This is a genomic window from Stenotrophomonas sp. TWI1409, assembly GCF_039673015.1.
Lineage (GTDB): Bacteria > Pseudomonadota > Gammaproteobacteria > Xanthomonadales > Xanthomonadaceae > Stenotrophomonas > Stenotrophomonas maltophilia_A.
Genome location: NZ_JBDJKU010000006.1, coordinates 24,901 through 46,441 on the forward strand (window position 1 = coordinate 24,901; position 21,541 = coordinate 46,441).

Consider the following 21,541-nt stretch of genomic DNA (forward strand, 5'->3'; position numbering starts at 1 on the left):
TGTCAGTGACTGCCGGTGGCCGGGGTTGGGGCGGCCGGGGCCGGCTCCTCCTCGGGCAGGTCCAGGCTGTAGGTGCAGCCGGCCAGGGTCTTGCCGGGGTGGGAGGCCACGGTGGAGACGCTGAGGATGATCGACTCGATCTGGGCCTCGCCGGTCTTCGGGTCGGTCACGTCGCGGCTGACCAGTTCGCGGCCGGCCATGAACTTGCCGTCCTGGTCGTAGCCGGTCTCCAATTCCAGCCGTTTGGCCAGCGGGCGTGGGTCGGCCTGGTCGAGCACCGCCATGATGCTGGCGCCGGCCACCGCCACCCGCTCGGTCTGTTGGCCGAAGACGGTGATCGGGCTGGCCAGCCGGAACTCGCTCATGAACTGGTTGCCCTGCGGCAGCGGTTGCAGGCCCTGGGCCACGGCCTTCAGCGGATCGGCCAGCAGCGGCGCCAGCGCGGCCTGCTCGGCCACGCCCTGGCGGCATTCGATCAGGGCCGGCAGGTCCAGGCTGGTGGCGAAGGCGGAGGGAGCGGCGAGGGCACAGAGCAGGGGCAGGCAGCAGCGCAGTGACACGGTCGGTTTCCGCAGGCGAAGGGCCGCCATCATAGCCCCGGCGAGCGCCGGAACAGCCCGTTGAGAAGGCGCAGGAAACCGGTCATCGCCCGCCGTACGACCATCAGTGAGAGCGTCAACATGACCGCAAGCATGGCGACCTGCATCGATTGCCCCGCGATGCGCGCCACCGCCGGCCACAGGCCCGGGCTGGTCAGCCAGGGCATCAGTTCCACTGCCGCGGTCCTGGCCACTTTCATGTAGATCACAGCCAGCACGAACAGCACCAGCAGCGAGGTACGGCTGGCGTGGAAGAACGGGAGTGCGTTCACGGAGCGGCCCAGGCGGCGGTGCACGATCATCCGCCACAGGAGCGGAAGGGTCAGTGCACCCACCAGCGTCAGCACCATCGACGTTTCAAGCAGACCGGGGAGATGGGCCGGTTCCAACCGTCCGCTGAGGTGCGGGCCGATCATGCCGATCGCCAGCCCGGCCAGCAGGCACACGGGCGAGAGCAGGGCCAGGCTGCGCAGCAGCCAGTGCCTGCCGCTGGGTTCGTGGGCGCTGATGCGGCGCACGGCATACGCGCCCAGCACCAGCAGCATGGCGAACAAGGTGGCGCCGATCACAAACATCATTGAGCCGTTTCCCGAGGTCATCCTTGTTCCTCTCGTGTTCCTGGCGACGGGCGGTGGCCCGCTCAGCGCTCGCCCGCGTATGGATCGTCGATGCCCAGCTCGGCCAGGATTTCCCGCTCCAGCTGCTCCATCGCCTCGGCTTCCTTGTCGTCCTCGTGGTCCCAGCCGAGCAGGTGCAGCACGCCGTGCACGGTCAGATGCGCGTAATGGGCATTGAGTGCCTTGCCCTGTTCGTCGGCCTCCCGTGCCACGACCGGAGCACAGATCACCAGGTCACCCAGCAGCGGGAACTTGACGCCCTTGGGCAGGCCTTCGGGCACTTCGGCCGGGAAGCTGAGCACGTTGGTGGCGTAGTCCTTGCCGCGGTAATGGCGGTTCAACGACTGTCCTTCCTTGGCATCGACCACGCGGATGGCCAGATCGGCCTCGCGGATGCGGCCCTTCAACGCGGCGGCCACCCACTTGCGGAAGCTCACTGCCGCCGGCAGGCCGGCGCGCGGCAGGGCATAGCTGACGGCGACGTCCAATCGCACGGGACCACGGGTCATGGAGTTGCTCCAGGTTGGATCTGATGCAGGTCGCGGCGGTCGTACGCGCTCACGATGCGCGCGACCAGCGGGTGGCGGACCACGTCACGGGATTCGAAGAAGGTGAAGCTGACGCCCTCGACCTCACGCAGCACGTCGATGGCGTCGCGCAGGCCGGACTTCACGTGCTTGGGCAGGTCGGTCTGGGTCAGGTCACCGGTGACCACCGCAGTGGAACCGTAGCCCAGGCGGGTCAGGAACATCTTCATCTGCTCGATGGTGGTGTTCTGTGCTTCGTCCAGGATCACGAACGCATCGTTGAGCGTGCGGCCGCGCATGTAGGCCAGCGGCGCGATCTCGATGACGTTCTTCTCCAGCAGCTTGACCACCTTTTCCACGCCCATCATCTCGTACAGGGCGTCGTACAGCGGTCGCAGGTAGGGATCGACCTTCTGGCTCAGGTCGCCGGGCAGGAAGCCAAGCTTCTCGCCGGCCTCCACCGCCGGGCGCACCAGGATCAGGCGCTGCACCCGCGATTCATTCAGGGCTTCGACCGCGCTGGCCACGGCCAGGAAAGTCTTGCCGGTGCCGGCCGGGCCGATGCCGAAGTTGATGTCGTGGGTGGCGATCTGGTGCAGGTAACGGCCCTGGTTGGCGCCGCGGCCGCGCACCGTGCCGCGCTTGACCTTGATCGCAACCTCCTGCGCTTCGTAGGAGCGCTCGGCGATCTGCTCGACATTGGCCTGCGCCAGGCGCAGGTGGATGGCATGGTTGTCGAAGGTCGTTTCGCCGGCTTCGGCGTACAGCGCTTCAACCAGCTTCTGCGCCTCGACGATGGCTTCGTTGGGGCCGCTGATGCGGAACACGAAGCCACGATTTGCGATCTCCACGCCGAGCTTCAGCTCGATCTGGCGCAGGTGCCCGTCGAAGGGGCCGCACAGGTTGGCCAGTCGCTCGTTGTCTTCCGGCGACAGGGTGAAGTCTCGATGATCGATGCTTTTCATTGCTTGGGGTGGGGCGGACGCCTTCCACCGCAGTGTATTCAGGGAGGACAAGGGTAGCGCGCGTGCGGGGCACACGGCCAGCAGACGGTCGATACAGCGTTTTCCACACCCGGTGTGGACGGGGCACGCGGAAACCTGTGGATAGACCTTCGCAATGCTTGTGCCACAAGGCCCATGAGGTCCTGGTGAAAAAAGCGTCATGGTCGCCGGTCGCTACGGCAGCACTGCCACGGGGCGCCTGCACGGGGGGCATTCATCGTGATGGCAGTGCAGGTTTCGTTGCCGGGCGAGCAACAGCGCCGGGTCCTGCCGGATTTCCACAACGGTTGTGGAATGATGCCGAATCAACCTGTGGATAGGTGGTGCGGAGCCTTGCAGCAAAAGGCTTGCCCACGCGTGGTGAAAAAACCGTCAGGGCTGATTGGAATCATTGAGGGTGCACGGGGCACATGGCACCGTGTCGCCGTCGCAGGAGGGGATGGCATGGGCATCGGCAACGGGATGCGTGGAATCGGACTGGCGGGCATCGGCCTGCTGGTGGGGTGTGGGCAGTCAACGCCGACTGCGCTGGGCACGCTGGAGTGGGACCGGATCACGGTGCCGGCACCGGCGGCCGAAGTGATCGCCACGGTGGAGGTGCGCGAGGGCCAGCAGGTCAAGGCCGGGACCGTGCTGATGCAGCTGGACCCGGCGCGGGGAGACGCGCAGTTCGCCGCAGCGCAGGCTGATACGGCGCGTGCGCAGGCGCAGCTGGAAGAACTGCAGATCGGCCCACGCCAGGAGCGGATCGCGCAGGCACAGGCACAGCTGGCCGCGTTGCGCGCACAGGCTGCCGAAGCAAGTGCCTATTACCGACGGGTCCAGCCGTTGGCACAGCAGCACTTGATTGCCGCCGCTGAACTGGATCGAGCACGCGCCGCCGCCGGCAATGCCGAGGCCAGCGTGCGTGCTGCCGAGCAGGCCTGGCTGGAGCGGGTGCACGGCAGCCGTGTGCAGGATATCGCCCAGGGCCAGGCGGCCGCCGATGCCGCACGGGCACAGCAGGTGGTACAGAGCGTGAACCTGCAGAAGCTGCAGTTGCGTGCACCGCGCGACGGGGTAGTCGATGCATTGCCCTACCGGCAAGGGGACCAGGCACCGATCGGTGCGCCGCTGGCAGTGATGCTGGTCGGCGAGCGCCCCTATGCGCGTGTCTACCTGCCGCAACCGCTGCGTCTGCAGGTGAAGGTCGGGCAGGCCGCGCAGATACAGCTGGAAGGCGGCAACACCGTGCTGAAGGGGCATGTACGTGCAATCCGTAGCGAACCATCGTTCACGCCGTACTACGCACTGACCGGCGATGACGTCGAACGGCTGAGCTATCTGGCCGAGATTGAAGTGGACGGAAACAGCGACATGCAGAAACTGCCAGCGGGTCTTCCGGTACAGGTGCGCTTCTGAACACCGGTGCGGACATCGCGGTGCATGCGCGGGGCCTGACCCGCCGCTTCGGCGAGCTGCTGGCCGTGGACAACGTCGACCTGACCGTACCGCGCGGACAGGTATACGGTTTTCTGGGCCCGAACGGGTCTGGCAAGTCGACCACCATCCGCATGCTGTGCGGCCTGCTGGAACCCAGCGCAGGGCAGATCGAGGTGCTGGGGTTGGCGGTTCCCGAGCAGGCCGAAGCGCTGCGCCGACGCATCGGCTACATGACCCAGCGCTTCTCGTTGTATGAAGATCTGTCGGTGCGCGAGAACCTGGAGTTCCTCGCCGCCATCCAGGACCTGCCGCGCGCACAGGCCCGGCAGCGGGTCGACGAACTGCTGCAGCAATACCGGCTGCAGGACCGCCAGCCACAACTGGCTGGCACGCTCAGTGGTGGCCAGAAGCAGCGCCTGGCCCTGGCCGGTGCCGTGGTGCATTCGCCCGAACTGCTGTTCCTGGACGAGCCGACCAGTGCGGTCGATCCGGAATCGCGCCGCGATTTCTGGGAGGCCTTGTTCGAGCTGGCCGATGCCGGTACGACGGTGCTGGTGTCGACCCACTACATGGACGAGGCCGAGCGTTGCCACCGCCTGGCGATCCTCGATCGAGGCGCGCTGGTGGCCGATGGCACGCCGGCCGAACTGTGTGCACGGCTGGACGGCCGCACGCTGCAGGTCACCTCGACGCAGCCGCGCCAGGCCAGCCGCGCACTGTCTGAGCTGCCCGGCGTGCTGAGCGTGGCGCAGATCGGCACCCAGCTGCGGGTATTGTGCAGCGAGGATGTCGCGGACGCCGCCGCATTGCGGCGCGCGCTGGCCAGCGCCGATCCGCAGGCCCGCATCGAGGCGGTGGCACCGAACCTGGAAGACGTGTTCGTGGCGGCCACCCGCGGCCGTGGCCGGGAGCCGGCGGCATGAACCTGCGCCGCCTGTGGGCGATCATGCTCAAGGAGCTGCGGCAGCTGCGCCGCGACCGCATCACGCTGGCGATGATCGTCGGCATTCCGGTGATGCAGCTGCTGCTGTTCGGCTACGCGATCAATCTCAACCTGCGCCATCTCAACGCCGGTGTCGCCGACCAGGCCAACAGCGCGGCGTCACGCGCGCTGGTGCAGGACATGGTCGCCACCGGCGTGATCACGCCGCGCAGCGAGGCGTACACGCCCGATCAACTGATGCAGGCGCTGCGCCGTGGCGAAATCAGTGTCGGCATCGTGGTGCCGGCCGACTTTGAGCGTCGTCGCTTCGATGGACGCGAAGCGGTACAGGTGCTGGTCGACGGCAGCGACACCGTGGTGCAGAGCGCAGCGATCCAGCTGGCACAGGTGCCGCTGGATACGCGTCCGACCAGCAACGCGCAGCCGCTGCGCGAAGGCAGCATCGCTGGTGGTCCGATCAGCGTGACCAGCTTCTACAACCCGCAGCGGCGTTCGGCGGTGAACATCGTGCCGGGCCTGATCGGGGTGATCCTGACCATGACCCTGGTGATGTTCACGGCCGTAGCGGTGGTGCGCGAACGCGAGCGCGGCAACATGGAACTGCTGATCGCCACACCGGTGTCGCGCAGCGAACTGATGGTCGGCAAGGTGCTGCCCTATGCGGCCATCGGTCTGCTGCAGACCACGCTGGTATTGGTGCTGGGCACCTGGCTGTTCCAGGTGCCGATCCGCGGCAGCCTGCTGGACATCTATCTGGCCGCGGTGCTGCTGGTGCTGGCCAACCTGGCGCTGGGCCTGCTGATCTCAACGCGTGCGCGCTCGCAGTTCCAGGCGATGCAGATGACGCTGTTCCTGTTCCTGCCGTCGATCCTGTTGTCGGGCTTCATGTTCCCGTTCGCCGGCATGCCACGGCCGGTGCAGTGGCTGGCCGAAGTGCTGCCGCTGACCCACTTCCTGCGCCTGGTGCGCGGCATCATGCTGCGCGGCGCCTCGCTGTGGGAGCTGTGGCACGATGCACTGGCGCTGCTGGCCTTCATCGTGGTGATGATGACTCTGGCGATCCTGCGTTTCCGCAAGCGATTGGATTGAGGCATGCCATCCGGTAGTGCCGGCCGCTGGCCGGCATCAACTCCGGTGGGTGCCGATCGTTGGTCGGCACACCCTAACCTTATTCCGCCACCACCCGCGCGCGCAGCGAATTGGTCAGCGCTTCGGTGATCACCACGTCCACGAACTGGCCGATCAATCGTGCCGGCGCCGGGAAATTCACCGAACGCATGTTCTCGGTTTTGCCGGTCAGTTCGTTCGGGTTCTTCCGCGAAGGACCTTCCACCAGCACCGTCTGCACGGTACCGACCATCTTTTCGGAAATGCCGGCAGCGTGCGCATTGATGCGTTCCTGCAGGCGCGACAGGCGCGCGTGCTTCTCGGCATCGCTGATCGTGTCCTCCAGATCCGCAGCCGGTGTACCCGGGCGACGCGAATAGATGAAGGAGAAGCTGTGGTCGAAGCCGATGTCCTCGATCAGCTTCATGGTCTTCTCGAAATCGGCATCGGTCTCGCCGGGGAAGCCGACGATGAAGTCCGAGCTGATCGAGATGTCCGGGCGCACCGCGCGCAGCTTGCGGATCTTCGACTTGAATTCCAGTGCGGTGTAGCCACGCTTCATCGCCGACAGCACGCGGTCGCTGCCTGCTTGTACCGGCAGGTGCAGGAAGTTGGCCAGCTGCGGCACGTCGCGGAACGCGTCGATCAGCGAATCGCTGAACTCCAGCGGATGCGAGGTGGTGAAGCGGATGCGGCCGACGCCATCGATCTCGGCGATGGTGCGGATCAGCAGGCCGAGGTCGGCGAACTCGCCGTCCCCATAGGGCCCACGGTAGGCGTTGACGTTCTGGCCGAGCAGGTTGATCTCACGCACGCCCTGTGCAGCCAGCTGCGCCACCTCCACCACCACGTCCTCGAACGGGCGGCTGACTTCGGTACCGCGGGTGTAGGGCACCACGCAGAACGAGCAGTACTTGGAACAACCTTCCATGATCGAGACGAAGGCCGAAGCGCCTTCGGCGCGCGGTTCCGGCAGGCGGTCGAACTTCTCGATCTCGGGGAAGCTGATGTCCACCTGCGGGCGCTTCTGCTCGCGCCGTGCACGGATCAGTTCCGGCAGGCGGTGCAGGGTCTGCGGGCCGAACACCAGGTCGACGAACGGCGCGCGCTTGATGATCGCTTCGCCTTCCTGCGAAGCGACGCAGCCGCCCACGCCGATGATGACCTCGCGGCCCTTGTTCTTCAGTCCCTTCCACACGCCCAGCTGGCTGAACACCTTCTCCTGCGCCTTCTCGCGGATGGAGCAGGTATTGACCAGGATGACGTCGGCGTCGTCCGGGCTGTCGGTCAGTTCCAGCCCATCGCTGGCGGCAAGCACGTCGGCCATCTTGGCCGAGTCGTACTCGTTCATCTGGCAACCGTGGGTCTTGATGTACAGCTTGCCTTTCACCTGGTCGGGCTTGCGCGGACCGGCGGGCAGGGCAACGAGCGGGGTACCGCCCGGCGTGGCGGGCGGAAAGACGTCTGGCGTCCCGGTCATGGCGCTTAATCCATTCGGGTGGCGGGAAAGCGGGCAATTCTACCCGCATCCCAGCGCGCGCGCCGGCCCAGTAGAGCCAGGCCATGCCTGGCTGCTTTCCGTCCCGCAGGCACGGCGGGCGGGTCATGCACGCATGGCGTGGATCTACTGGAATTCCGGGTCCCCCCGGTAGCGCCCGGCCGCGCCCGTCGGCATGCCTCAGGCCGCTGCCAGCTCCGCATCGATCTGCCGCGAACGGTCGAAAGCGGTCATCGCACTCATCCGTGCAATGTAATCAGCCGTGGCCGGCGCCGGCTGCACCAGGCCAAAGGCGGTGGTCCAGGCCAGCGCATTGCCCCACAGCACGTCGGCGGCGCTCATCGTCTCGCCGAGCAGGTACGGCCCCTGCGCCAGCTGGGCTTCGATCACCTGCAGCACCGTCTCCGCGTCGTTGTAGGGCGACATCAGGCGCGGCGGCGGCTCGCGATGCATCGCCTTGTCGATCATCGCCGGCTCGAAACAGGCGCCGTAGAAGGCCATCCAGCGCAGGTAGGGGCCGCGCAGGGCGTCGCCGATCGGCGGGGCCAGCCCGGCTTCCGGGTACAGGTCGGCCAGGTACAGGTAAATCGCCACCTGCTCGGTCACCAGTGCGCCGTTGTGGACGATGGCCGGCACCTTGCCCATCGGGTTGATGGCCAGGTAGGCCGGGGCCAGGTTGGCGCCGGCCTTCAGGTCCAGCACCTGCATGCGGTAGTCGGCACCCAGCGCTTCGAGCAGGGCCACGGCGCCGCTCGAGCGTGAACGGGCGGCGTGGTACAGGGTGATCTGGCGGGATGTCATGGCATTGCTCCTTGCGGTGGGTGGTGAACTGGAGCTCATCCTGGGGCACTATTGCGGACGACTTCTGTCCTCGATCCTTCATGCGCCATACCGCCCATCGACTGTTGCGCCTGATCGCCCTGCTGCAGGCCCGTCGCCAGTGGTCCGGGGCCGAGTTGGCCGAGCGCATGGGCGTGGACCGGCGCAGCATCCGCCGTGACATCGAGCGCCTGCGCGAGCTGGGTTACCCGGTACAGGCCTCGGCCGGCGTTGGTGGCGGCTACCAGCTGGGGTCCGGCGCGCCGGTGTTGCCGATGCTGCTGGACGAGGAGGAGGCGACCACCCTGGCCATCGCGCTGCGTGCGGCCTCGGCCACCGTCGCCGGGATCGACGACACCGCGCGTGGCCTGCTGTCCAAGCTCGACCCGCTGGTGCCGGCCCGCCGTCGCCAGCAGGCAGGCGAGGTGCATGCAGCGACGGCTACCCTGTCCGATCTTCCGTCAACCGATGCACGCCTGCTGGGCCGGCTGGCCCTGCATTGCCGGCAGGCGGCGCGGCTGGCCTTCGAGTACCGTAGTGCGCAGGACGCGGTGACCCAGCGCGAGGTCGAGGCCCAGCACCTGGTCAACTACGGGCGGCGCTGGTACCTGCTGGCCTGGGATCTGGGCCGGCAGGACTGGCGCACCCTGCGCGTGGACCGGATGGGCGAGGTGCGTGAGTGCTCCGAGCCGGGCATGCACCGGCGCACCCCGGCGCCGCCGGATGTAATGGTGCGGCAGGCAGTCAGCCAGGCCCCGTTCGCGCTGCAGGCGATCCTGCGCCTGGCCGGCAGCCGCGCCGAGCTGGAAGGGCGCATTCCGCCCTGGTGCGGGGTGCTGGAGGCGGACGGCGCCGAGCACTGCCTGCTGCGCATGGGTGCTGAGAGCCGGGGCATGATGCTGGCGCAGATCCTGAGCCTGGACCGCGTGCCGGTGGCGCTGTGGACCACGCCGCCAGGCCTGCGCGACGAACTGGCCCAGCGCCTGGCCGGGCTGGGCCAGGTGCTGGCTGTGCCGCCGGTCACAGGCTGAGCCACATCGCTTGGCAAGCCCCGGCGAAGCTGGGACACTCGCCGCCATGAAGGGGATACTGGGGACAACGGCGATCATCATCGCTGCGCTGACCGCTGCGCCGGCCAGCGCCGGAACCCTGTACAAGTGCCAGGGCCCTGACGGCGTCACCAGTTATGTGAGCAAGCGGGTGGCGGGTGCGCGCTGCAGTACCATCAGCTACAGCCGCGACCCCCGTCCGGCGCCGCGCCCGGTGGTGGCCGCGCCAAGGCCGACGCCGACCGCAGTGGCCAGCATCGAACGCAATCCGGTGGCCGTTGCCGCCAGCGCCGCAACGCCGGCAACGGTCGCACCTGCGTCCGTACCCGCATCCGCACCCGCAGCTGCTCCAGCACAGCCGGTCGCCCTGCGCGCCGGACGCATGGTCAGCGGCCAGGTCTATTCCTTCATGAAGGACGGCGTGCGCCACTACACCAGTGCGCGCCCGACCCAGGTCGCCAATCTCGGCCCGGTGCGGACCATCCGCTACAGTTTCATGGAGCGCTGCTACGCGTGCGGGGTCAATCCACGCGTGGACTTCGGCACCGTGCGCCTGAACACCTCGGCCTTCCAGGCCGAGATCACCTCGGCCGCGCGCGAGTTCGGCGTGGAAGAGGCTGTGGTGCGCGCGATCATCCACGCCGAGTCGGCCTACAACCCGACCGCGCTCAGCCGCGCGGGTGCGCAGGGCCTGATGCAGCTGATGCCGCCGACCGCTGCCCGCTTCGGGGTCAGTGATTCCTACGATGCCGGGCAGAACATCCGTGGCGGCGTGCAGTATCTTGCGTGGTTGTTGAAGCGCTTCAATGGCGATCTGACTCTGGCGGCGGCGGGCTACAACGCCGGCGAAGGCGCGGTCGACCGCCATGGTGGCGTACCGCCCTACAGCGAAACCCAGTACTACGTGCGCCGGGTCGGGCAGCTGGCCGAGCGTTACCGCACCGCATTGACGCACCAGTAGTGCCGGCCGCTGGCCGGCAACCCCTGGGCAATGGCCGGTACCGACCGGCCGCTGGCCGGCAACCCCGCAATCAATGTTGTTGCAATGCGTTGTGTGGCGCGCGACGGTTCCGCTACACTCGACCGTGATTCAATGCGGCTCTGGCCCCCACCGGATCCGCTGGCAGCCTTAAAGCTACCTAATCAATATCGGAGTGCCGGATGGCCAACGATGGGGTACACGATCCAGTCAACACCGGACGTCGGCGTTTTCTTTCTGCCACCACAGCCGTGGTGGGCGCCGTCGGCGTCGGATTCACCGCAGTTCCTTTCATCAAATCCTGGAACCCCAGTGCCCGCGCCAAGCTTGCCGGCGCACCGGTGGTGGCCGACATCAGCGCCCTGCAGGAAGGCCAACGCCTGATCGTGGAATGGCGTGGCCAGCCGATCTGGATCGTCAAACGGTCCAAGGCGATCCTCGATGCGCTGCACGGGCTGGACGGCCGTCTCAAGGACCCCGAGTCCGGCGAGAAGGACCAGCAGCCGGAGTACGTGCTGAAGCAGAACCCCGAGCTGCGCTCGATCAAGCCGGACATCTCCGTGCTGGTCGGCCTGTGCACGCACCTGGGCTGCTCGCCGGAAATGGTCGCCGAGATCCGGCCTGAACCCTACGACCCGCAGTGGAAGGGCGGCTACTTCTGCCCCTGCCACAAGTCGCGCTTCGATATGTCCGGCCGCGTCTTCAAGGACGTGCCGGCGCCGATCAACCTGAAGGTGCCCGCGCACCACTACCAGGACGACAACACCATCATCATCGGTGTCGATCCGCAGGGGGCTGCCTGATGGCCAATATCCTCAGCCGTACCGCCAGCGGCGTGGCCGACTGGGTCAATGCCCGGGCACCGGGCCTGATGCCGGTGTACCGCAAGCACGTCAGCGAGTACTACGCGCCGAAGAACTTCAACATCTGGTACTACTTCGGTTCGCTGGCGCTGCTGGTGCTGGTCAACCAGATCGTCACCGGCATCTTCCTGACGATGCACTACAAGACCAACGCCGCCGAGGCGTTCGGTTCCATCGAATACATCATGCGTGATGTGGAGTGGGGCTGGTTGATCCGCTACATGCACTCCACCGGGGCCTCGCTGTTCTTCATCGTGGTCTACCTGCACATGTTCCGCGGCCTGCTGTACGGCAGTTACCAGAAGCCGCGCGAGCTGGTGTGGATCCTGGGCATGCTGATCTACCTGGTGCTGATGGCCGAAGCGTTCATGGGCTACGTGCTGCCGTGGGGCCAGATGTCGTTCTGGGGCGCCAAGGTGATCATCTCGCTGTTCGGCGCGATACCGGTGATCGGCAACGGCCTGACCGAATGGATCATGGGCGACTACCTGCCCAGCGACGCCACGCTCAACCGCTTCTTCGCGCTGCATGTCATCGCATTGCCGCTGGTGCTGTTGCTGCTGGTGGTGCTGCACCTGGGCGCGCTGCACGAAGTGGGGTCGAACAACCCAGACGGCGTGGAGATCAAGAAGGGGCCGAAGGGCAACCGCTGGTCGCCGAACGCCCCGGCCGACGGCATTCCGTTCCATCCCTATTACACGCTCAAGGATGGCGTCGGCGCCGGCTTCCTGCTGATCATCGCCGCCTTCATCATCTTCTTCGCGCCCGGTTTCGGCGGCCTGTTCCTGGAGCACGACAACTTCACCGAGGCCAACCGCCTGGTGACCCCGGAGCACATCAAGCCGGTCTGGTACTACACGCCGTACTACGCGATGTTGCGCGTGGTGCCGAACAAGCTGGGCGGCGTGCTGGTGATGTTTTCGGCCATCGCGATCCTGTTCCTGGTGCCGTGGCTGGACAAGGCGAAGGTGAAATCGGTGCGCTACCGCGGCTGGATCTCGAAGGTGATGCTGGGCGTACTGGCGGTGTGCTTCGTCTGGCTGGGCGTGATCGGTTCCGGCCCAGGCACCGACGTGCACGAGACCTACATCGGGCGGGTGCTGACCTTCCTGTACTTCGCGTTCTTCATCACCATGCCGCTATGGACAAGGTTGGACAGGACCAAGCCGGTACCGGAGAGGGTGACCACCCATGACTGAACGCTGGATGGTCCGGCTGGCCCTGACGGCCGCCTTGATGCTGGGCAGTTTCCTGGCCTCCGCCGCCGAGGGCGGCACCAAGCTGCTGCAGGCCGGCAACGATCTCGGTGACCGCGCCTCGCTGCAGCGCGGCGCGCAGCTGTACATGAACTACTGCTCCGGCTGCCATGCGCTGAAGTACCTGCGCTATTCGCGGATGGCGCAGGATCTGGGCCTGACCGAGGAAGAGGTGATGAACAACCTCAACTTCACCGGCTCGGCGATCGGTGACCCGATTCCGGTGGCGATGCCCAAGGAGAATGCCGAGAAGTGGTTCGGCAAGATGCCGCCGGACCTCAGCCTGATCGCGCGCGTGCGCGGTAGTGACTGGGTCTACACCTACCTCAAGTCGTTCTACCTGGACAGCAGCCGGCCGCTGGGCTGGAACAACGCGCTGTTCGCCAACGCGTCCATGCCCAACCCGCTGTGGGAAATGCAGGGCCTGCAGCATGCCGTGCATGGCAAGCCGGAGGCGCCGGGCATGGACCCGCCGGTGACCGGCCTGCGCCTGGAAACGCCAGGCAACGTCGATGCCGGACAGTACGACCAGGCCGTGCGTGACATCACCAACTTCCTCGAATACGCCGGCGAACCGGCCGCGCTCAAGCGCCAGCAGCTGGGCGTGTGGGTGATCCTGTTCCTGGCCCTGCTGACCTTCCTGCTGTACCTGCTGAAGAAGGAATACTGGAAGGACGTTCACTGAATCTGCCGCCGACCATCACACGGGCCTATTGGCTTTTGTGATGGTCGGTTGCACACTCGGGGAGGAGTCGATCGCTGGCACGGTGCCGGCGGCGCCGATGCGGCAGGCGGTCTCCTGTCGTGGGAGAGCCTTTGATGGCGGCGAGCGTACGCATGCGCAATACACTGACGCTGTTTTCCTCGAACGACGACGTACTGTGCCACCGTGTACGCTTGGTGCTGGCGGCCAAGGGTGTGACCTTCGACTTCGTTCCGGTCGATCCACAGAACCCGCCTGAAGACCTGATCGACCTCAATCCGTACCACTCGGTGCCGACCCTGGTCGAACGCGAACTGGTGCTTTACGCCGCGTCGGTGGTCAGCGAATACCTCGATGAGCGCTATCCGCATCCGCCGCTGATGCCGGTCGATCCGCTGTCGCGTGCCCGCATCCGGTTGGCCATGCTGCGCATCGAGCACGACTGGGTGCCGCAGGTGCAGGCCATCCAGCTGGGCAACAAGACCCAGGCCGAGGCCGGTCGCAAGCGCCTGAAAGAACTGCTGACGGCCTCGCTGCCGCTGTTCAAGGCCAGCAAGTTCTTCCTCAACCCGGAAATGAGCCTGGCCGACTGCGCGATGGCGCCGATCATCTGGCGCCTGCAGTCGCTGGATGTGCCGCTGCCGAAGGACGGCAAGGCGATTGAAGACTACGGCAACCGCATCTTCCGCCATCCGGGTTTTGTCCGCAGCCTGACCGACCAGGAAAAGAAGCTGCGCGATCTGCCGGGCTGATCCCGTCTTGCTTTACCCGTCTGCACGCCGACCGGCGTGCAGACGATCTGCCCCGGCGGGGCGCCGGGCGCGTACACTTCACGCATGACCGAAGACTTCTTCCACATGACCAGCCACCGCCCGTACCTGCTGCGGGCGCTGGTGGAATGGATCAACGACAACCAGCTGACTCCGCACATCCTGGTCGACGCCGGCGTCCCCGGCGTGCAGGTCCCGCCTTCGGCGGTCAAGGATGGCCGGGTTGTGCTCAACATCGCCGAACGCGCTGTCGTGCGGCTGATGATCGACAACGAGATGGTGAGCTTCTCGGCGCGCTTCTCCGGCACCAGCTACCCGGTGCAGGTGCCGATCAGTGCCGTGCTGGCCGTCTATGCCCGCGAGACCGGGCAGGGCATGGCACTGCCGGATGACATTCCGGGCAGCGAAACTGCGCCGACCAGCGACGAACTGCTGCACGAGGAAGGCACGCCGCCGGACGATACCCCGCCGGCCAGTCCGCCGCCCAAGGGTCGCCCGAACCTGCGCGTGGTCAAGTAATCCCTCTGACGCCGCCCCGATGGGCGGCGTTTTCCTTTACAGGATTTACCGGCGGGTGCCGACCGTTGGTCGGCACTCAAAGCCCTTAGACATCCTCGGCATCCTCCGCATCCGGCCGGATCTGGCTGATCCGCGCCGCGCCCGGGCCAGTGAACGAGATCAACTGGTCGCCGCGCAGCACCATGCGGCCCACGTGGCGATCGATGCCATCGTAGGAATACTCGAACTTGAACGTGCGCTCGAAACCGAGCCGGCCATCCTCGCCGCGCGACAGGCGCAGGCCGGTGGCATGCACCGCCTGGTCCAGCCATTGCACGTCGGCTGCGCGGCAGGCATTGCGTCCCAGCTCGACCGCGCGCTCGGCGGCCGAACGCGCAGCGTTCCAGAAGAAGTAGATGATTCCGCCGGCAATCAGCAACAGCAGCAGGGTGGGCATGGCGTCAGCCGTCAGAGGTCGATTCCGCAAAGATGGCGGCGAACGTGCGCTGGATCAAGCGCTGGATTCACCGCCGCGGCTGCGGTTCGCTGGATACCGGTTGCGCGGGCACGATGACCGGTTGCGGTGTTGGGGCGGGCTGCATCGGCGTCGCAGTGGGAGAGGGCATCACCAGCGGTGATGTGGCGATCAACTGCAGCAGCGCTGCCCAGTCCTGCCGGTTGAAGCTGCATTCGTCCTCGCGGCCCGGCGTGCAGCTGGGGTCGATGCCGGTGCTGTTGCGTTCGCGCGCGGGCGGCAGCTTGATCAGCCCGGTGCGGTCCAGCGGCAGCAACCGCATCGCCACGGTGTTCATCACGTTGCCACCGACCAGGTACAGGGTCTGGTCGCCGCCAAGATTGGCCGCTACCACCACTTCGCAATGTGATTTCCAGTGGCCCACCGAGCCATTGCCCAGTGCCTGCACCAGCCCGCTGTAGCTGAGCGTGGTGCTGCGGTCGCGCAGGAAGCACAGCAGGTCGCCCGGTGCGGGTTTTGCGGACGCGGGATCGACCAACCGGTACGGCACGCCCGAGGGGCCGCCCTGGTACGCGCCACGGATGTAGTCGATGTGGCGTGGCGAGGTGTTGAAGCCAGGAACGCCGGACTGCACCATCACCCAGGAAATGAACGCGGCTGACCACGGGTTGTCGACCAGGAAGGCGCGGCAGTCGCTGTCGGTGTAGCGCGTACCCAGCGGTGCCAGGCAGCTGCTGGCGCCGGCGATGCTGCCCATTGCGTTGAGCGTGCCGCTGTTGCGCCAGTAGCCGGCCACGCGCTGCCAGGCGATCAGGCCGTTGTCGGCCAGGTGATCGCTTTCGGCCTCGGTGACACTGAGGCTGGCGGCGCGGCCATCGCGATCAATGAAGGGCCGGAACCACAGCCGGTGCTCGTTGCAGGCGGTATTGCGGATGGCCACCGCCAACGGGCTCAGGCCGAAGCGGGGCGGCACATCGCAGGCTTCGGCGGCCGCTGCGGACAAGGGGGCTGCGGCCAGCAGCAGGCAGGCAGGCAAGAGCATCCGGCGCATGCGCGGCTCCTGTGGGGGATGACCGCAGCGTCGCAGCGCTGTCGTGAACGCCGGGTGTGAGAACCGGGTCAGGCCTCAGCCCGGCGGCGGGCCCAGCTTCAGCGACAGATCAATCGCCTGCACGTGCTTTGTCAGGCCGCCAATGGAGATGCAGTCCACGCCGTCCTCGGCGATCGAACGCAGGCCACCCAGGCCCACGCTGCCGGACACTTCCAGCGGAATGCGGCCCGCCGTGATGCGCACCGCCTCGCGGCGCAGGTCGGGGCTGAAGTCATCCAGCAGGATGCGTTCGCAACCAGCTTCCAGCGCCTGGCGCAGCTGCGCAAGATCCTCGACCTCGACCACCAGCGGCAACCCAGGCCATTGCCGGCGTGCGGCAGCCACGGCTGCGGCCAGTGAACCGGCAGCGCGGATGTGGTTTTCCTTCAGCATCACCGTGTCGTACAGGCCGAAACGATGGTTCTCTCCACCGCCGCAGCGCACCGCGTACTTCTGCGCCAGGCGCAGGCCGGGCAGGGTCTTGCGGGTGTCGAGGATGCGCGTGCCGGTGCCGGCCACGGCCGCCACGTAGCGCGCGGTGGTCGTGGCGGTGCCGGACAGCGTCTGCAGGAAGTTCAGCGAAGTGCGCTCGGCGCTCACCAGGCTGCGGCTGCGCCCGTGCAGCAGCGCCAGTACGGTGCCGGCGGTGACCGTGTCGCCCTCGGAGACATGCCATTCGATGCGCACGTCCGGGTCGAGCGCGCGATGGGTGGCGTCGAACCAGGGGCGGCCGGCGATCACCCCGTCCTGCTTGCACAGCAGGTAGGCGCTGTCGGCCTGGTCGGGCAGCAGGGCGGCGGTGACGTCGCCGCTGCCCAGGTCCTCGGCCAGCGCACGCGCGACATCGGCGGCGACAACGGCCGCATCCGGCGTCGGCAGCGCGCTCATGCGGCCGGGAAGTCGGCGATCTGGGCGGTCGAGATGGCTTCCTCGGCCAGCAGCACCGGGATGCCGTCGTCAACGCGGAACACCTGCTTGCGGTCGCGGGTGACCAGCGCTTCGCGCAGCGGCTGCGCCAGCGGGTTGCCATCGGCCTTGTTCACCGCGCCGGCGGAAATGGCCTTGTTGAGGGCTTCCAGGCCCTTGCCATCCAGCAGGGACAGGGGCTGGCGGGTGTCCGGCGACACCAGCAGGTCGAGCAGCTTGCGATCCATGGTTCTTCGTCTTGCGTGGAAGATGGCTAGAATACGTCTTTAAGGCAGGTGACGGCCAATGACCCCCAACCCGATCGCGCCGCTTGTCGGCATCGTCATGGGTTCCCGTTCCGACTGGGAAACCATGCAGCACGCCGCCCAGAAGCTTGAAGCTCTGGGTGTTCCGTTCGAAGTGAAGGTAGTGTCCGCGCATCGGACGCCGGATGTGTTGTTCAGTTACGCCGAGCAGGCGGGCCCGCGTGGCCTGCGCGCGATCATCGCCGGTGCCGGCGGGGCCGCGCACCTGCCGGGCATGATCGCCGCCAAGACCGCCGTGCCGGTGCTGGGCGTGCCGGTGCAGTCCAAGGCCCTCAACGGCATGGATTCGCTGCTGTCGATCGTGCAGATGCCGGCCGGCATCCCGGTCGCCACCTTCGCCATCGGCAATGCCGGCGCCTCCAACGCCGCGCTGTTCGCCGCCGCAATGCTGGCCAGTGACCAGCCGGCGATCGGCCAGGCGCTCGACGCGTTCCGCGCACGCCAGACCGAAGACGTGATGGCCCACGACGATCCACGCCAATGAGCCTGACCGTAGGCATCCTGGGTGGCGGCCAGCTCGCCCGCATGATGGTACTGGCCGGTGCGCCGCTGGGATTGCGCTTCGAACTGTACGACCCCGCAGCCGACGCCTGCAGCGGCCCGCTGGCGCCGCTCACCGTCGGTGCCTTCGATGACCGTCAGGCGCTGGCGGATTTCGCGGCCAAGGTCGACGTGGTCACGTTCGATTTCGAGAACGTGCCGGCCGACAGCGCGCAGTTCCTGGCCGACCGCGTGCCGGTCTACCCGCCGCCGGCCGCACTGGCCGTGGCCCAGGACCGGTTGAGCGAGAAGACCTTGTTCCAGCAGCTGGGCATTCCGCTGCCGGCCTTCGCTGACATCCGCAGCCGTGACGAGTTGGCGGCGAAGGCTGCCGAGTTCGGTCTGCCGTGCATCCTCAAGACCCGCCGCCTCGGTTACGACGGCAAGGGTCAGTTCCGCCTGCGCAGCGAGGCCGACATCGATGCCGCATGGGATGCGCTGGGTGCGCAGGTCGAGCGTACTGGTCTGATCCTGGAGGGCTTCGTGGCCTTCCAGCGGGAGGTCAGCGTGGTTGCCGTGCGTGGCCGCGATGGCAGCTTCGAGGCCTGGCCGGTCACCGGCAACTGGCACGTCGACGGCGTGCTGTCGGCCAGCGTGGCGCCGGCCGTGTTGTCGGCCGCCGAGCACGAGGCCGCGATCGGCTATGCCCGTCGCGTCGCCGAGCACCTGCAGTATGTCGGCGTGTTCGCGCTGGAGCTGTTCTGCCGCGATGGCGAGCTGTTGGCCAACGAGATGGCGCCGCGCGTGCACAACTCCGGCCACTGGACCATCGAAGGCAGCGAGACCTCGCAGTTCGAGAATCACCTGCGCGCCGTGCTGGGCCTGCCCCTGGGCAGCACCCGCATGCTCGGCCATGCCTGCATGCTGAACTGGCTGGGCGCGATGCCGGACCCGGCGCCGGTGCTGGCCCAGGCCAGCGGCCACTGGCACGACTACGGCAAGGAGCCGCGTGAGGGCCGCAAGGTCGGTCATGCCACGCTGCGCGATGATGCTGCTGATGCACTGGCCGATGCACTGGACCAGGTGGGTCTGGAGCTGGGTCGCCAGGCCCAGGTGGCGCCGGCGGTACACGCGCTGCGCAACCGCTGAACCCGGTAGTGCCGGCCGCTGGCCGGCAATGCAACGATGTGGCGCGCCGGTGCAGGCATCGGCGCAACATTCCCGGTGGTAGCGTGGAGCTCCTTTCACAGGAGTCACGACCATGCTCGACTGGAATGCCTACCGCAAGGAACTGAAGGGCCGCATCGGCGAGATCGGCAAGCTCTCGCCGGATACGGTCAAGGGCTATGCCACCCTGGCCAATGCCGGCGCGCAGACCAACCACCTGGATGCCAAGACCCGCGAGCTGATCGCGCTGGCCGTGGCAGTGACCACCCGCTGCGACGGCTGCATTACCGTGCATGTGGATGCAGCGCTGAAGCACGGCGCCAGCCGCGAGGAAATCGCCGAGGCGCTGGGCGTGGCAGTGTCGCTCAATGCAGGCGCCGCACTGGTGTACTCGGCACGGGTGATGGACGCGGTGGCCGCGCACGAGAGCGCGTGAAGCTCCGTACTGTTTCCCGGTAGTGCCGGCCGCTGGCGGGCGGATCGGGTATGCTCGTGCGCGTATGGGGATGCCGGCCAGCGGCCGGCACTACCCCGTGGCGGAGCCGCTGCCTCAGCGCAGCTGGCTTTCGGCGAATTCCCAGTTGACCATCTGCCAGAACGCGTCCAAGTAGCGCGCGCGATCATTCTGGTAGTCGGTGTAGTAAGCGTGCTCCCATACGTCGCAGCACAGGAGCGGGGTGCTTTCGCCGGTCAATGGCGTGCCGGCGTTGCGGGTGGCCTGCAGGCCCAGCTGCCCGCCCGGATGCTGCACCAGCCACACCCAGCCCGAGCCGAACAGGCCCAGTGCGGTGCGGTTGAATTCCTCGCGCAGGCGCTGCACGTCGCCGAACTGGCGCTTGACCAGCTCGCCCAGCCGCCCCTGCGGCTCACCGCCGCCGCGCGGGCGCAGGCACTGCCAGTAGAAGCCATGGTTCCAGGCCTGTGCGGCGGCATCGAACAGCGTGCCCTGGGCGTGGCGGACGATCTCTTCCAGTGACGCTTCCTCCCACTCGGTGCCGAGGATGCCGGCGTTGACGGCATCCACGTAGGCGCGATGGTGGCGGCCGTGATGCAGTTCCACGGTCTGTGCGGACAGGTGCGGCTGCAGGGAGCCGGGAAGGTAGGGCAGGGCAGGCAATTCGACAGGCATGGACAGGTTCGTGGCCAGGGGGCGGCGGCAGCCGGTTCCATCCGCTTACAATGGCGGCTACCGTGGGCAGTCTAGCCGACCATCACGGTCGGTTTGTCCGGCGAAGCAAGGAGTGTGGTTGTGGCGGTAATGCAGCAAATCCAGGCCGAGGTCGATCGTTACCCGCTCGTGCTGTTCATGAAGGGCACCCCGCAATACCCGATGTGCGGCTTCTCCAGCCGCGCCGTACAGGCATTGATGGCGGCCGGCGCGGTCACCCTGCGCACCGTCAACGTGCTGGAAGAGCCCGAGATCCGCGCCAACCTGCCGCGCTTTTCCAACCTGCCGACCTTCCCGCAGCTGTTCATCAACGGTGAATTGATCGGCGGCTGTGACATCGTGCTGGAGCTGTTCGAAGCCGGCGAGCTCAAGCGCATCGTCGAAGAGGCGACCCAGGGATGAGTGCCTGGCCATCGACGTCACCGACCGACGGGGCGCTCGATGGCCGCCCGTTGCAGGATCGCGTGGTACTGGTCGCCGGTGCCGGTGGTGGGCTGGGCAGTGCTGCGGCAGTGGCTGCTGCAGCCGCTGGGGCCACCGTGGTCCTGCTGGGCCGCAAGCCGCGGCGCCTGGACCGTGTCTACGCCCAGGTCCAGGCGGTCGGCCCGGAACCCCTGCTGTACCCGTTGGACCTGGAAGGCGCAGGCCCCGACGACTATGCCGAGCTGGCCCAGGCCCTGCAGCGCGAGCTGGGGCGGCTGGACGGCCTGCTGGTCTGTGCCGCCCACTTCCCGGGCCTGACCCCGTTCGAGCTGGCTGACCCAGCCAGTTTCGCCCGCGCGGTGCACGTTACCTTGACCGCGCCGGCCTGGCTGGCCCAGGCCTGCCTGCCACTGCTGCGGCAGCGCGAAGATGCGGCGCTGGTGTTTGCGGTCGATGCCCCCGACCGGGTCGGGCAGGCTTACTGGGGCGGTTACGGTGTGGCCCAGCATGGCCTGCGTGGCCTGATCGCCAGCCTGCACGACGAACTCGGCCGCAGCCCGGTACGGGTCAGTGGCCTGTACCCCGGCCCGCTGCGCACAGCCCTGCGGGCCCGGGCGTATTCCGTCGACCAGGACCCGGCCGCCCAAGGCCCGGAGGCCGCCGCCGCTGCGGCCGTGACCCTGTTGTCCGGTGCTGGCGCCACCTGGCGCGGCCGGATTCTCGATGCCAGCGGGGCGTCCCCGGCCGAGTGAGTGCTAGGGAAAGGCGGAGTGAAGAACCCGTCACGATTGCGTTGCGATCGGGTGCCGTTTGTCGCACAACCGTCACATTGATGGCGTAGCGTGTTAATCT

The 21,541-nt window shown here is 67.3% G+C and carries 26 protein-coding genes; 15 read left to right on the forward strand and 11 right to left on the reverse strand.

Features of this window, described 5'->3' with window-relative positions; all coding sequences use genetic code 11:
• Positions 1 to 2 precede the first annotated feature (2 nt).
• From ABE423_RS03475 to ABE423_RS03490, 4 genes are read right to left on the reverse strand one after another with little or no spacing between them, the layout of a single operon-like run.
• On the reverse strand, positions 3 to 590 hold the full coding sequence (locus tag ABE423_RS03475; RefSeq protein WP_182267537.1) for a hypothetical protein: 588 nt from the start codon (positions 588 to 590) through the stop codon (positions 3 to 5).
• Positions 590 to 1,198, reverse strand: coding sequence for a hypothetical protein (locus ABE423_RS03480; protein WP_346484996.1), 609 nt, complete (start codon positions 1,196 to 1,198; stop codon positions 590 to 592). Before ABE423_RS03480 ends, ABE423_RS03475 begins: the two co-directional genes overlap by 1 nt.
• Positions 1,199 to 1,239: 41 nt before the next feature.
• A complete protein-coding gene (ybeY, locus tag ABE423_RS03485; RefSeq protein ID WP_005408831.1) occupies positions 1,240 to 1,725 on the reverse strand; it encodes an rRNA maturation RNase YbeY in 486 nt (161 codons plus the stop codon).
• Positions 1,722 to 2,708: a PhoH family protein gene (locus tag ABE423_RS03490; protein WP_019337148.1), complete on the reverse strand. Its 987-nt coding sequence runs from the start codon at positions 2,706 to 2,708 to the stop codon at positions 1,722 to 1,724. Before ABE423_RS03490 ends, ybeY begins: the two co-directional genes overlap by 4 nt.
• Positions 2,709 to 3,191: 483 nt before the next feature.
• Between ABE423_RS03490 and ABE423_RS03495 the strand changes: the two genes are divergently transcribed.
• From ABE423_RS03495 to ABE423_RS03505, 3 genes are read left to right on the forward strand one after another with little or no spacing between them, the layout of a single operon-like run.
• Positions 3,192 to 4,148 carry an HlyD family efflux transporter periplasmic adaptor subunit gene (locus ABE423_RS03495; RefSeq protein ID WP_346484999.1) on the forward strand — a complete coding sequence of 319 codons (957 nt, stop codon included), beginning with the start codon at positions 3,192 to 3,194 and terminating at the stop codon, positions 4,146 to 4,148.
• Between the two features lie 20 nt (positions 4,149 to 4,168).
• Positions 4,169 to 5,092, forward strand: a complete 924-nt coding sequence (locus ABE423_RS03500; RefSeq protein ID WP_346485001.1) for an ABC transporter ATP-binding protein — start codon at positions 4,169 to 4,171, stop codon at positions 5,090 to 5,092.
• Positions 5,089 to 6,201, forward strand: a complete 1,113-nt coding sequence (locus ABE423_RS03505; RefSeq protein WP_346485003.1) for an ABC transporter permease — start codon at positions 5,089 to 5,091, stop codon at positions 6,199 to 6,201. The genes ABE423_RS03500 and ABE423_RS03505 overlap by 4 nt, the downstream gene beginning before the upstream one ends.
• A gap of 79 nt (positions 6,202 to 6,280) precedes the next feature.
• Here the strand turns inward: ABE423_RS03505 and miaB are convergent, their stop codons facing one another.
• A complete protein-coding gene (gene miaB, locus ABE423_RS03510) occupies positions 6,281 to 7,699 on the reverse strand; it encodes a tRNA (N6-isopentenyl adenosine(37)-C2)-methylthiotransferase MiaB (protein WP_049399909.1) in 1,419 nt (472 codons plus the stop codon).
• 198 nt (positions 7,700 to 7,897) lie between these two features.
• Positions 7,898 to 8,518 carry a glutathione S-transferase family protein gene (locus tag ABE423_RS03515; RefSeq protein WP_012510589.1) on the reverse strand — a complete coding sequence of 207 codons (621 nt, stop codon included), beginning with the start codon at positions 8,516 to 8,518 and terminating at the stop codon, positions 7,898 to 7,900.
• 80 nt (positions 8,519 to 8,598) lie between these two features.
• Between ABE423_RS03515 and ABE423_RS03520 the strand changes: the two genes are divergently transcribed.
• From ABE423_RS03520 to ABE423_RS03550, 7 genes are all read left to right on the forward strand, one after another.
• Positions 8,599 to 9,567: a WYL domain-containing protein gene (locus ABE423_RS03520; RefSeq protein WP_346485006.1), complete on the forward strand. Its 969-nt coding sequence runs from the start codon at positions 8,599 to 8,601 to the stop codon at positions 9,565 to 9,567.
• Positions 9,568 to 9,613: 46 nt separating this feature from the next.
• Entirely contained in the window at positions 9,614 to 10,546 is a 933-nt protein-coding gene (locus tag ABE423_RS03525) for a lytic transglycosylase domain-containing protein (protein WP_346485008.1), read from the forward strand.
• A 200-nt stretch (positions 10,547 to 10,746) separates the two neighbouring features.
• Positions 10,747 to 11,367 carry a ubiquinol-cytochrome c reductase iron-sulfur subunit gene (gene petA / locus ABE423_RS03530; RefSeq protein WP_010486121.1) on the forward strand — a complete coding sequence of 207 codons (621 nt, stop codon included), beginning with the start codon at positions 10,747 to 10,749 and terminating at the stop codon, positions 11,365 to 11,367.
• Complete coding sequence (locus ABE423_RS03535; protein WP_032128877.1) at positions 11,367 to 12,626, forward strand: cytochrome bc complex cytochrome b subunit; 1,260 nt, start codon at positions 11,367 to 11,369, stop codon at positions 12,624 to 12,626. Before petA ends, ABE423_RS03535 begins: the two co-directional genes overlap by 1 nt.
• Positions 12,619 to 13,368 carry a cytochrome c1 gene (locus ABE423_RS03540; RefSeq protein ID WP_032128878.1) on the forward strand — a complete coding sequence of 250 codons (750 nt, stop codon included), beginning with the start codon at positions 12,619 to 12,621 and terminating at the stop codon, positions 13,366 to 13,368. The genes ABE423_RS03535 and ABE423_RS03540 overlap by 8 nt, the downstream gene beginning before the upstream one ends.
• 134 nt (positions 13,369 to 13,502) lie before the next feature.
• Positions 13,503 to 14,138, forward strand: a complete 636-nt coding sequence (locus tag ABE423_RS03545; RefSeq protein ID WP_032128879.1) for a glutathione S-transferase N-terminal domain-containing protein — start codon at positions 13,503 to 13,505, stop codon at positions 14,136 to 14,138.
• Between the two features lie 84 nt (positions 14,139 to 14,222).
• Positions 14,223 to 14,675 (forward strand): ClpXP protease specificity-enhancing factor, encoded by a 453-nt coding sequence (locus ABE423_RS03550; RefSeq protein ID WP_019659028.1) that lies wholly within the window; start codon positions 14,223 to 14,225, stop codon positions 14,673 to 14,675.
• 85 nt (positions 14,676 to 14,760) lie between these two features.
• Here the strand turns inward: ABE423_RS03550 and ABE423_RS03555 are convergent, their stop codons facing one another.
• The 4 genes from ABE423_RS03555 to ABE423_RS03570 form a co-directional block, all read right to left on the reverse strand.
• Entirely contained in the window at positions 14,761 to 15,111 is a 351-nt protein-coding gene (locus tag ABE423_RS03555) for a DUF3301 domain-containing protein (protein WP_049423257.1), read from the reverse strand.
• A gap of 67 nt (positions 15,112 to 15,178) precedes the next feature.
• On the reverse strand, positions 15,179 to 16,180 hold the full coding sequence (locus ABE423_RS03560) for a DUF2272 domain-containing protein (protein WP_180837470.1): 1,002 nt from the start codon (positions 16,178 to 16,180) through the stop codon (positions 15,179 to 15,181).
• A 75-nt stretch (positions 16,181 to 16,255) separates the two neighbouring features.
• Positions 16,256 to 17,107, reverse strand: coding sequence for a carboxylating nicotinate-nucleotide diphosphorylase (nadC, locus tag ABE423_RS03565; protein ID WP_049463565.1), 852 nt, complete (start codon positions 17,105 to 17,107; stop codon positions 16,256 to 16,258).
• A complete protein-coding gene (locus tag ABE423_RS03570) occupies positions 17,104 to 17,373 on the reverse strand; it encodes a Trm112 family protein (protein ID WP_049455526.1) in 270 nt (89 codons plus the stop codon). The genes nadC and ABE423_RS03570 overlap by 4 nt, the downstream gene beginning before the upstream one ends.
• 58 nt (positions 17,374 to 17,431) lie before the next feature.
• Here ABE423_RS03570 and purE point away from each other — a divergent pair, with 58 nt between their 5' ends.
• The 3 genes from purE (at position 17,432) to ABE423_RS03585 (ending at position 19,534) form a co-directional block, all read left to right on the forward strand.
• Positions 17,432 to 17,935 carry a 5-(carboxyamino)imidazole ribonucleotide mutase gene (gene purE / locus ABE423_RS03575; RefSeq protein WP_005412808.1) on the forward strand — a complete coding sequence of 168 codons (504 nt, stop codon included), beginning with the start codon at positions 17,432 to 17,434 and terminating at the stop codon, positions 17,933 to 17,935.
• Positions 17,932 to 19,080, forward strand: a complete 1,149-nt coding sequence (locus tag ABE423_RS03580) for a 5-(carboxyamino)imidazole ribonucleotide synthase (protein WP_032128885.1) — start codon at positions 17,932 to 17,934, stop codon at positions 19,078 to 19,080. Before purE ends, ABE423_RS03580 begins: the two co-directional genes overlap by 4 nt.
• A gap of 112 nt (positions 19,081 to 19,192) precedes the next feature.
• Positions 19,193 to 19,534, forward strand: a complete 342-nt coding sequence (locus ABE423_RS03585; protein ID WP_004152082.1) for a carboxymuconolactone decarboxylase family protein — start codon at positions 19,193 to 19,195, stop codon at positions 19,532 to 19,534.
• Between the two features lie 114 nt (positions 19,535 to 19,648).
• On the opposite strand, the gene ABE423_RS03590 is transcribed toward ABE423_RS03585, so the two are convergent.
• Positions 19,649 to 20,227 (reverse strand): superoxide dismutase, encoded by a 579-nt coding sequence (locus ABE423_RS03590; RefSeq protein ID WP_049423333.1) that lies wholly within the window; start codon positions 20,225 to 20,227, stop codon positions 19,649 to 19,651.
• Between the two features lie 120 nt (positions 20,228 to 20,347).
• Here ABE423_RS03590 and grxD point away from each other — a divergent pair, with 120 nt between their 5' ends.
• Together grxD and ABE423_RS03600 are read left to right on the forward strand one after the other, a co-directional pair.
• Positions 20,348 to 20,668, forward strand: a complete 321-nt coding sequence (gene grxD, locus ABE423_RS03595; protein ID WP_005408852.1) for a Grx4 family monothiol glutaredoxin — start codon at positions 20,348 to 20,350, stop codon at positions 20,666 to 20,668.
• Entirely contained in the window at positions 20,665 to 21,441 is a 777-nt protein-coding gene (locus ABE423_RS03600; protein WP_049399918.1) for an SDR family NAD(P)-dependent oxidoreductase, read from the forward strand. Before grxD ends, ABE423_RS03600 begins: the two co-directional genes overlap by 4 nt.
• The last annotated feature ends 100 nt before the right edge of the window (positions 21,442 to 21,541 follow it).

Excerpts from the sequence above, each read along its gene's own strand:
- ABE423_RS03535 (WP_032128877.1), top strand. The coding sequence starts at position 11,367 with ATGGCCAATATCCTCAGCCGTACCGCCAGCGGCGTGGCCGACTGGGTC.
- ABE423_RS03475 (WP_182267537.1), bottom strand. The coding sequence starts at position 590 with ATGGCGGCCCTTCGCCTGCGGAAACCGACCGTGTCACTGCGCTGCTGC.
- ABE423_RS03480 (WP_346484996.1), bottom strand. The coding sequence starts at position 1,198 with ATGACCTCGGGAAACGGCTCAATGATGTTTGTGATCGGCGCCACCTTG.
- ABE423_RS03570 (WP_049455526.1), bottom strand. The coding sequence starts at position 17,373 with ATGGATCGCAAGCTGCTCGACCTGCTGGTGTCGCCGGACACCCGCCAG.
- ABE423_RS03550 (WP_019659028.1), top strand. The coding sequence starts at position 14,223 with ATGACCGAAGACTTCTTCCACATGACCAGCCACCGCCCGTACCTGCTG.
- ABE423_RS03525 (WP_346485008.1), top strand. The coding sequence starts at position 9,614 with ATGAAGGGGATACTGGGGACAACGGCGATCATCATCGCTGCGCTGACC.
- miaB (WP_049399909.1), bottom strand. The coding sequence starts at position 7,699 with ATGACCGGGACGCCAGACGTCTTTCCGCCCGCCACGCCGGGCGGTACC.
- ABE423_RS03515 (WP_012510589.1), bottom strand. The coding sequence starts at position 8,518 with ATGACATCCCGCCAGATCACCCTGTACCACGCCGCCCGTTCACGCTCG.
- ABE423_RS03520 (WP_346485006.1), top strand. The coding sequence starts at position 8,599 with ATGCGCCATACCGCCCATCGACTGTTGCGCCTGATCGCCCTGCTGCAG.
- purE (WP_005412808.1), top strand. The coding sequence starts at position 17,432 with ATGACCCCCAACCCGATCGCGCCGCTTGTCGGCATCGTCATGGGTTCC.
- ABE423_RS03585 (WP_004152082.1), top strand. The coding sequence starts at position 19,193 with ATGCTCGACTGGAATGCCTACCGCAAGGAACTGAAGGGCCGCATCGGC.
- ABE423_RS03560 (WP_180837470.1), bottom strand. The coding sequence starts at position 16,180 with ATGCGCCGGATGCTCTTGCCTGCCTGCCTGCTGCTGGCCGCAGCCCCC.
- ABE423_RS03505 (WP_346485003.1), top strand. The coding sequence starts at position 5,089 with ATGAACCTGCGCCGCCTGTGGGCGATCATGCTCAAGGAGCTGCGGCAG.
- ABE423_RS03580 (WP_032128885.1), top strand. The coding sequence starts at position 17,932 with ATGAGCCTGACCGTAGGCATCCTGGGTGGCGGCCAGCTCGCCCGCATG.
- nadC (WP_049463565.1), bottom strand. The coding sequence starts at position 17,107 with ATGAGCGCGCTGCCGACGCCGGATGCGGCCGTTGTCGCCGCCGATGTC.
- ABE423_RS03495 (WP_346484999.1), top strand. The coding sequence starts at position 3,192 with ATGGGCATCGGCAACGGGATGCGTGGAATCGGACTGGCGGGCATCGGC.
- ABE423_RS03490 (WP_019337148.1), bottom strand. The coding sequence starts at position 2,708 with ATGAAAAGCATCGATCATCGAGACTTCACCCTGTCGCCGGAAGACAAC.
- ABE423_RS03545 (WP_032128879.1), top strand. The coding sequence starts at position 13,503 with ATGGCGGCGAGCGTACGCATGCGCAATACACTGACGCTGTTTTCCTCG.
- ybeY (WP_005408831.1), bottom strand. The coding sequence starts at position 1,725 with ATGACCCGTGGTCCCGTGCGATTGGACGTCGCCGTCAGCTATGCCCTG.
- ABE423_RS03590 (WP_049423333.1), bottom strand. The coding sequence starts at position 20,227 with ATGCCTGTCGAATTGCCTGCCCTGCCCTACCTTCCCGGCTCCCTGCAG.
- ABE423_RS03600 (WP_049399918.1), top strand. The coding sequence starts at position 20,665 with ATGAGTGCCTGGCCATCGACGTCACCGACCGACGGGGCGCTCGATGGC.
- ABE423_RS03540 (WP_032128878.1), top strand. The coding sequence starts at position 12,619 with ATGACTGAACGCTGGATGGTCCGGCTGGCCCTGACGGCCGCCTTGATG.
- petA (WP_010486121.1), top strand. The coding sequence starts at position 10,747 with ATGGCCAACGATGGGGTACACGATCCAGTCAACACCGGACGTCGGCGT.
- ABE423_RS03555 (WP_049423257.1), bottom strand. The coding sequence starts at position 15,111 with ATGCCCACCCTGCTGCTGTTGCTGATTGCCGGCGGAATCATCTACTTC.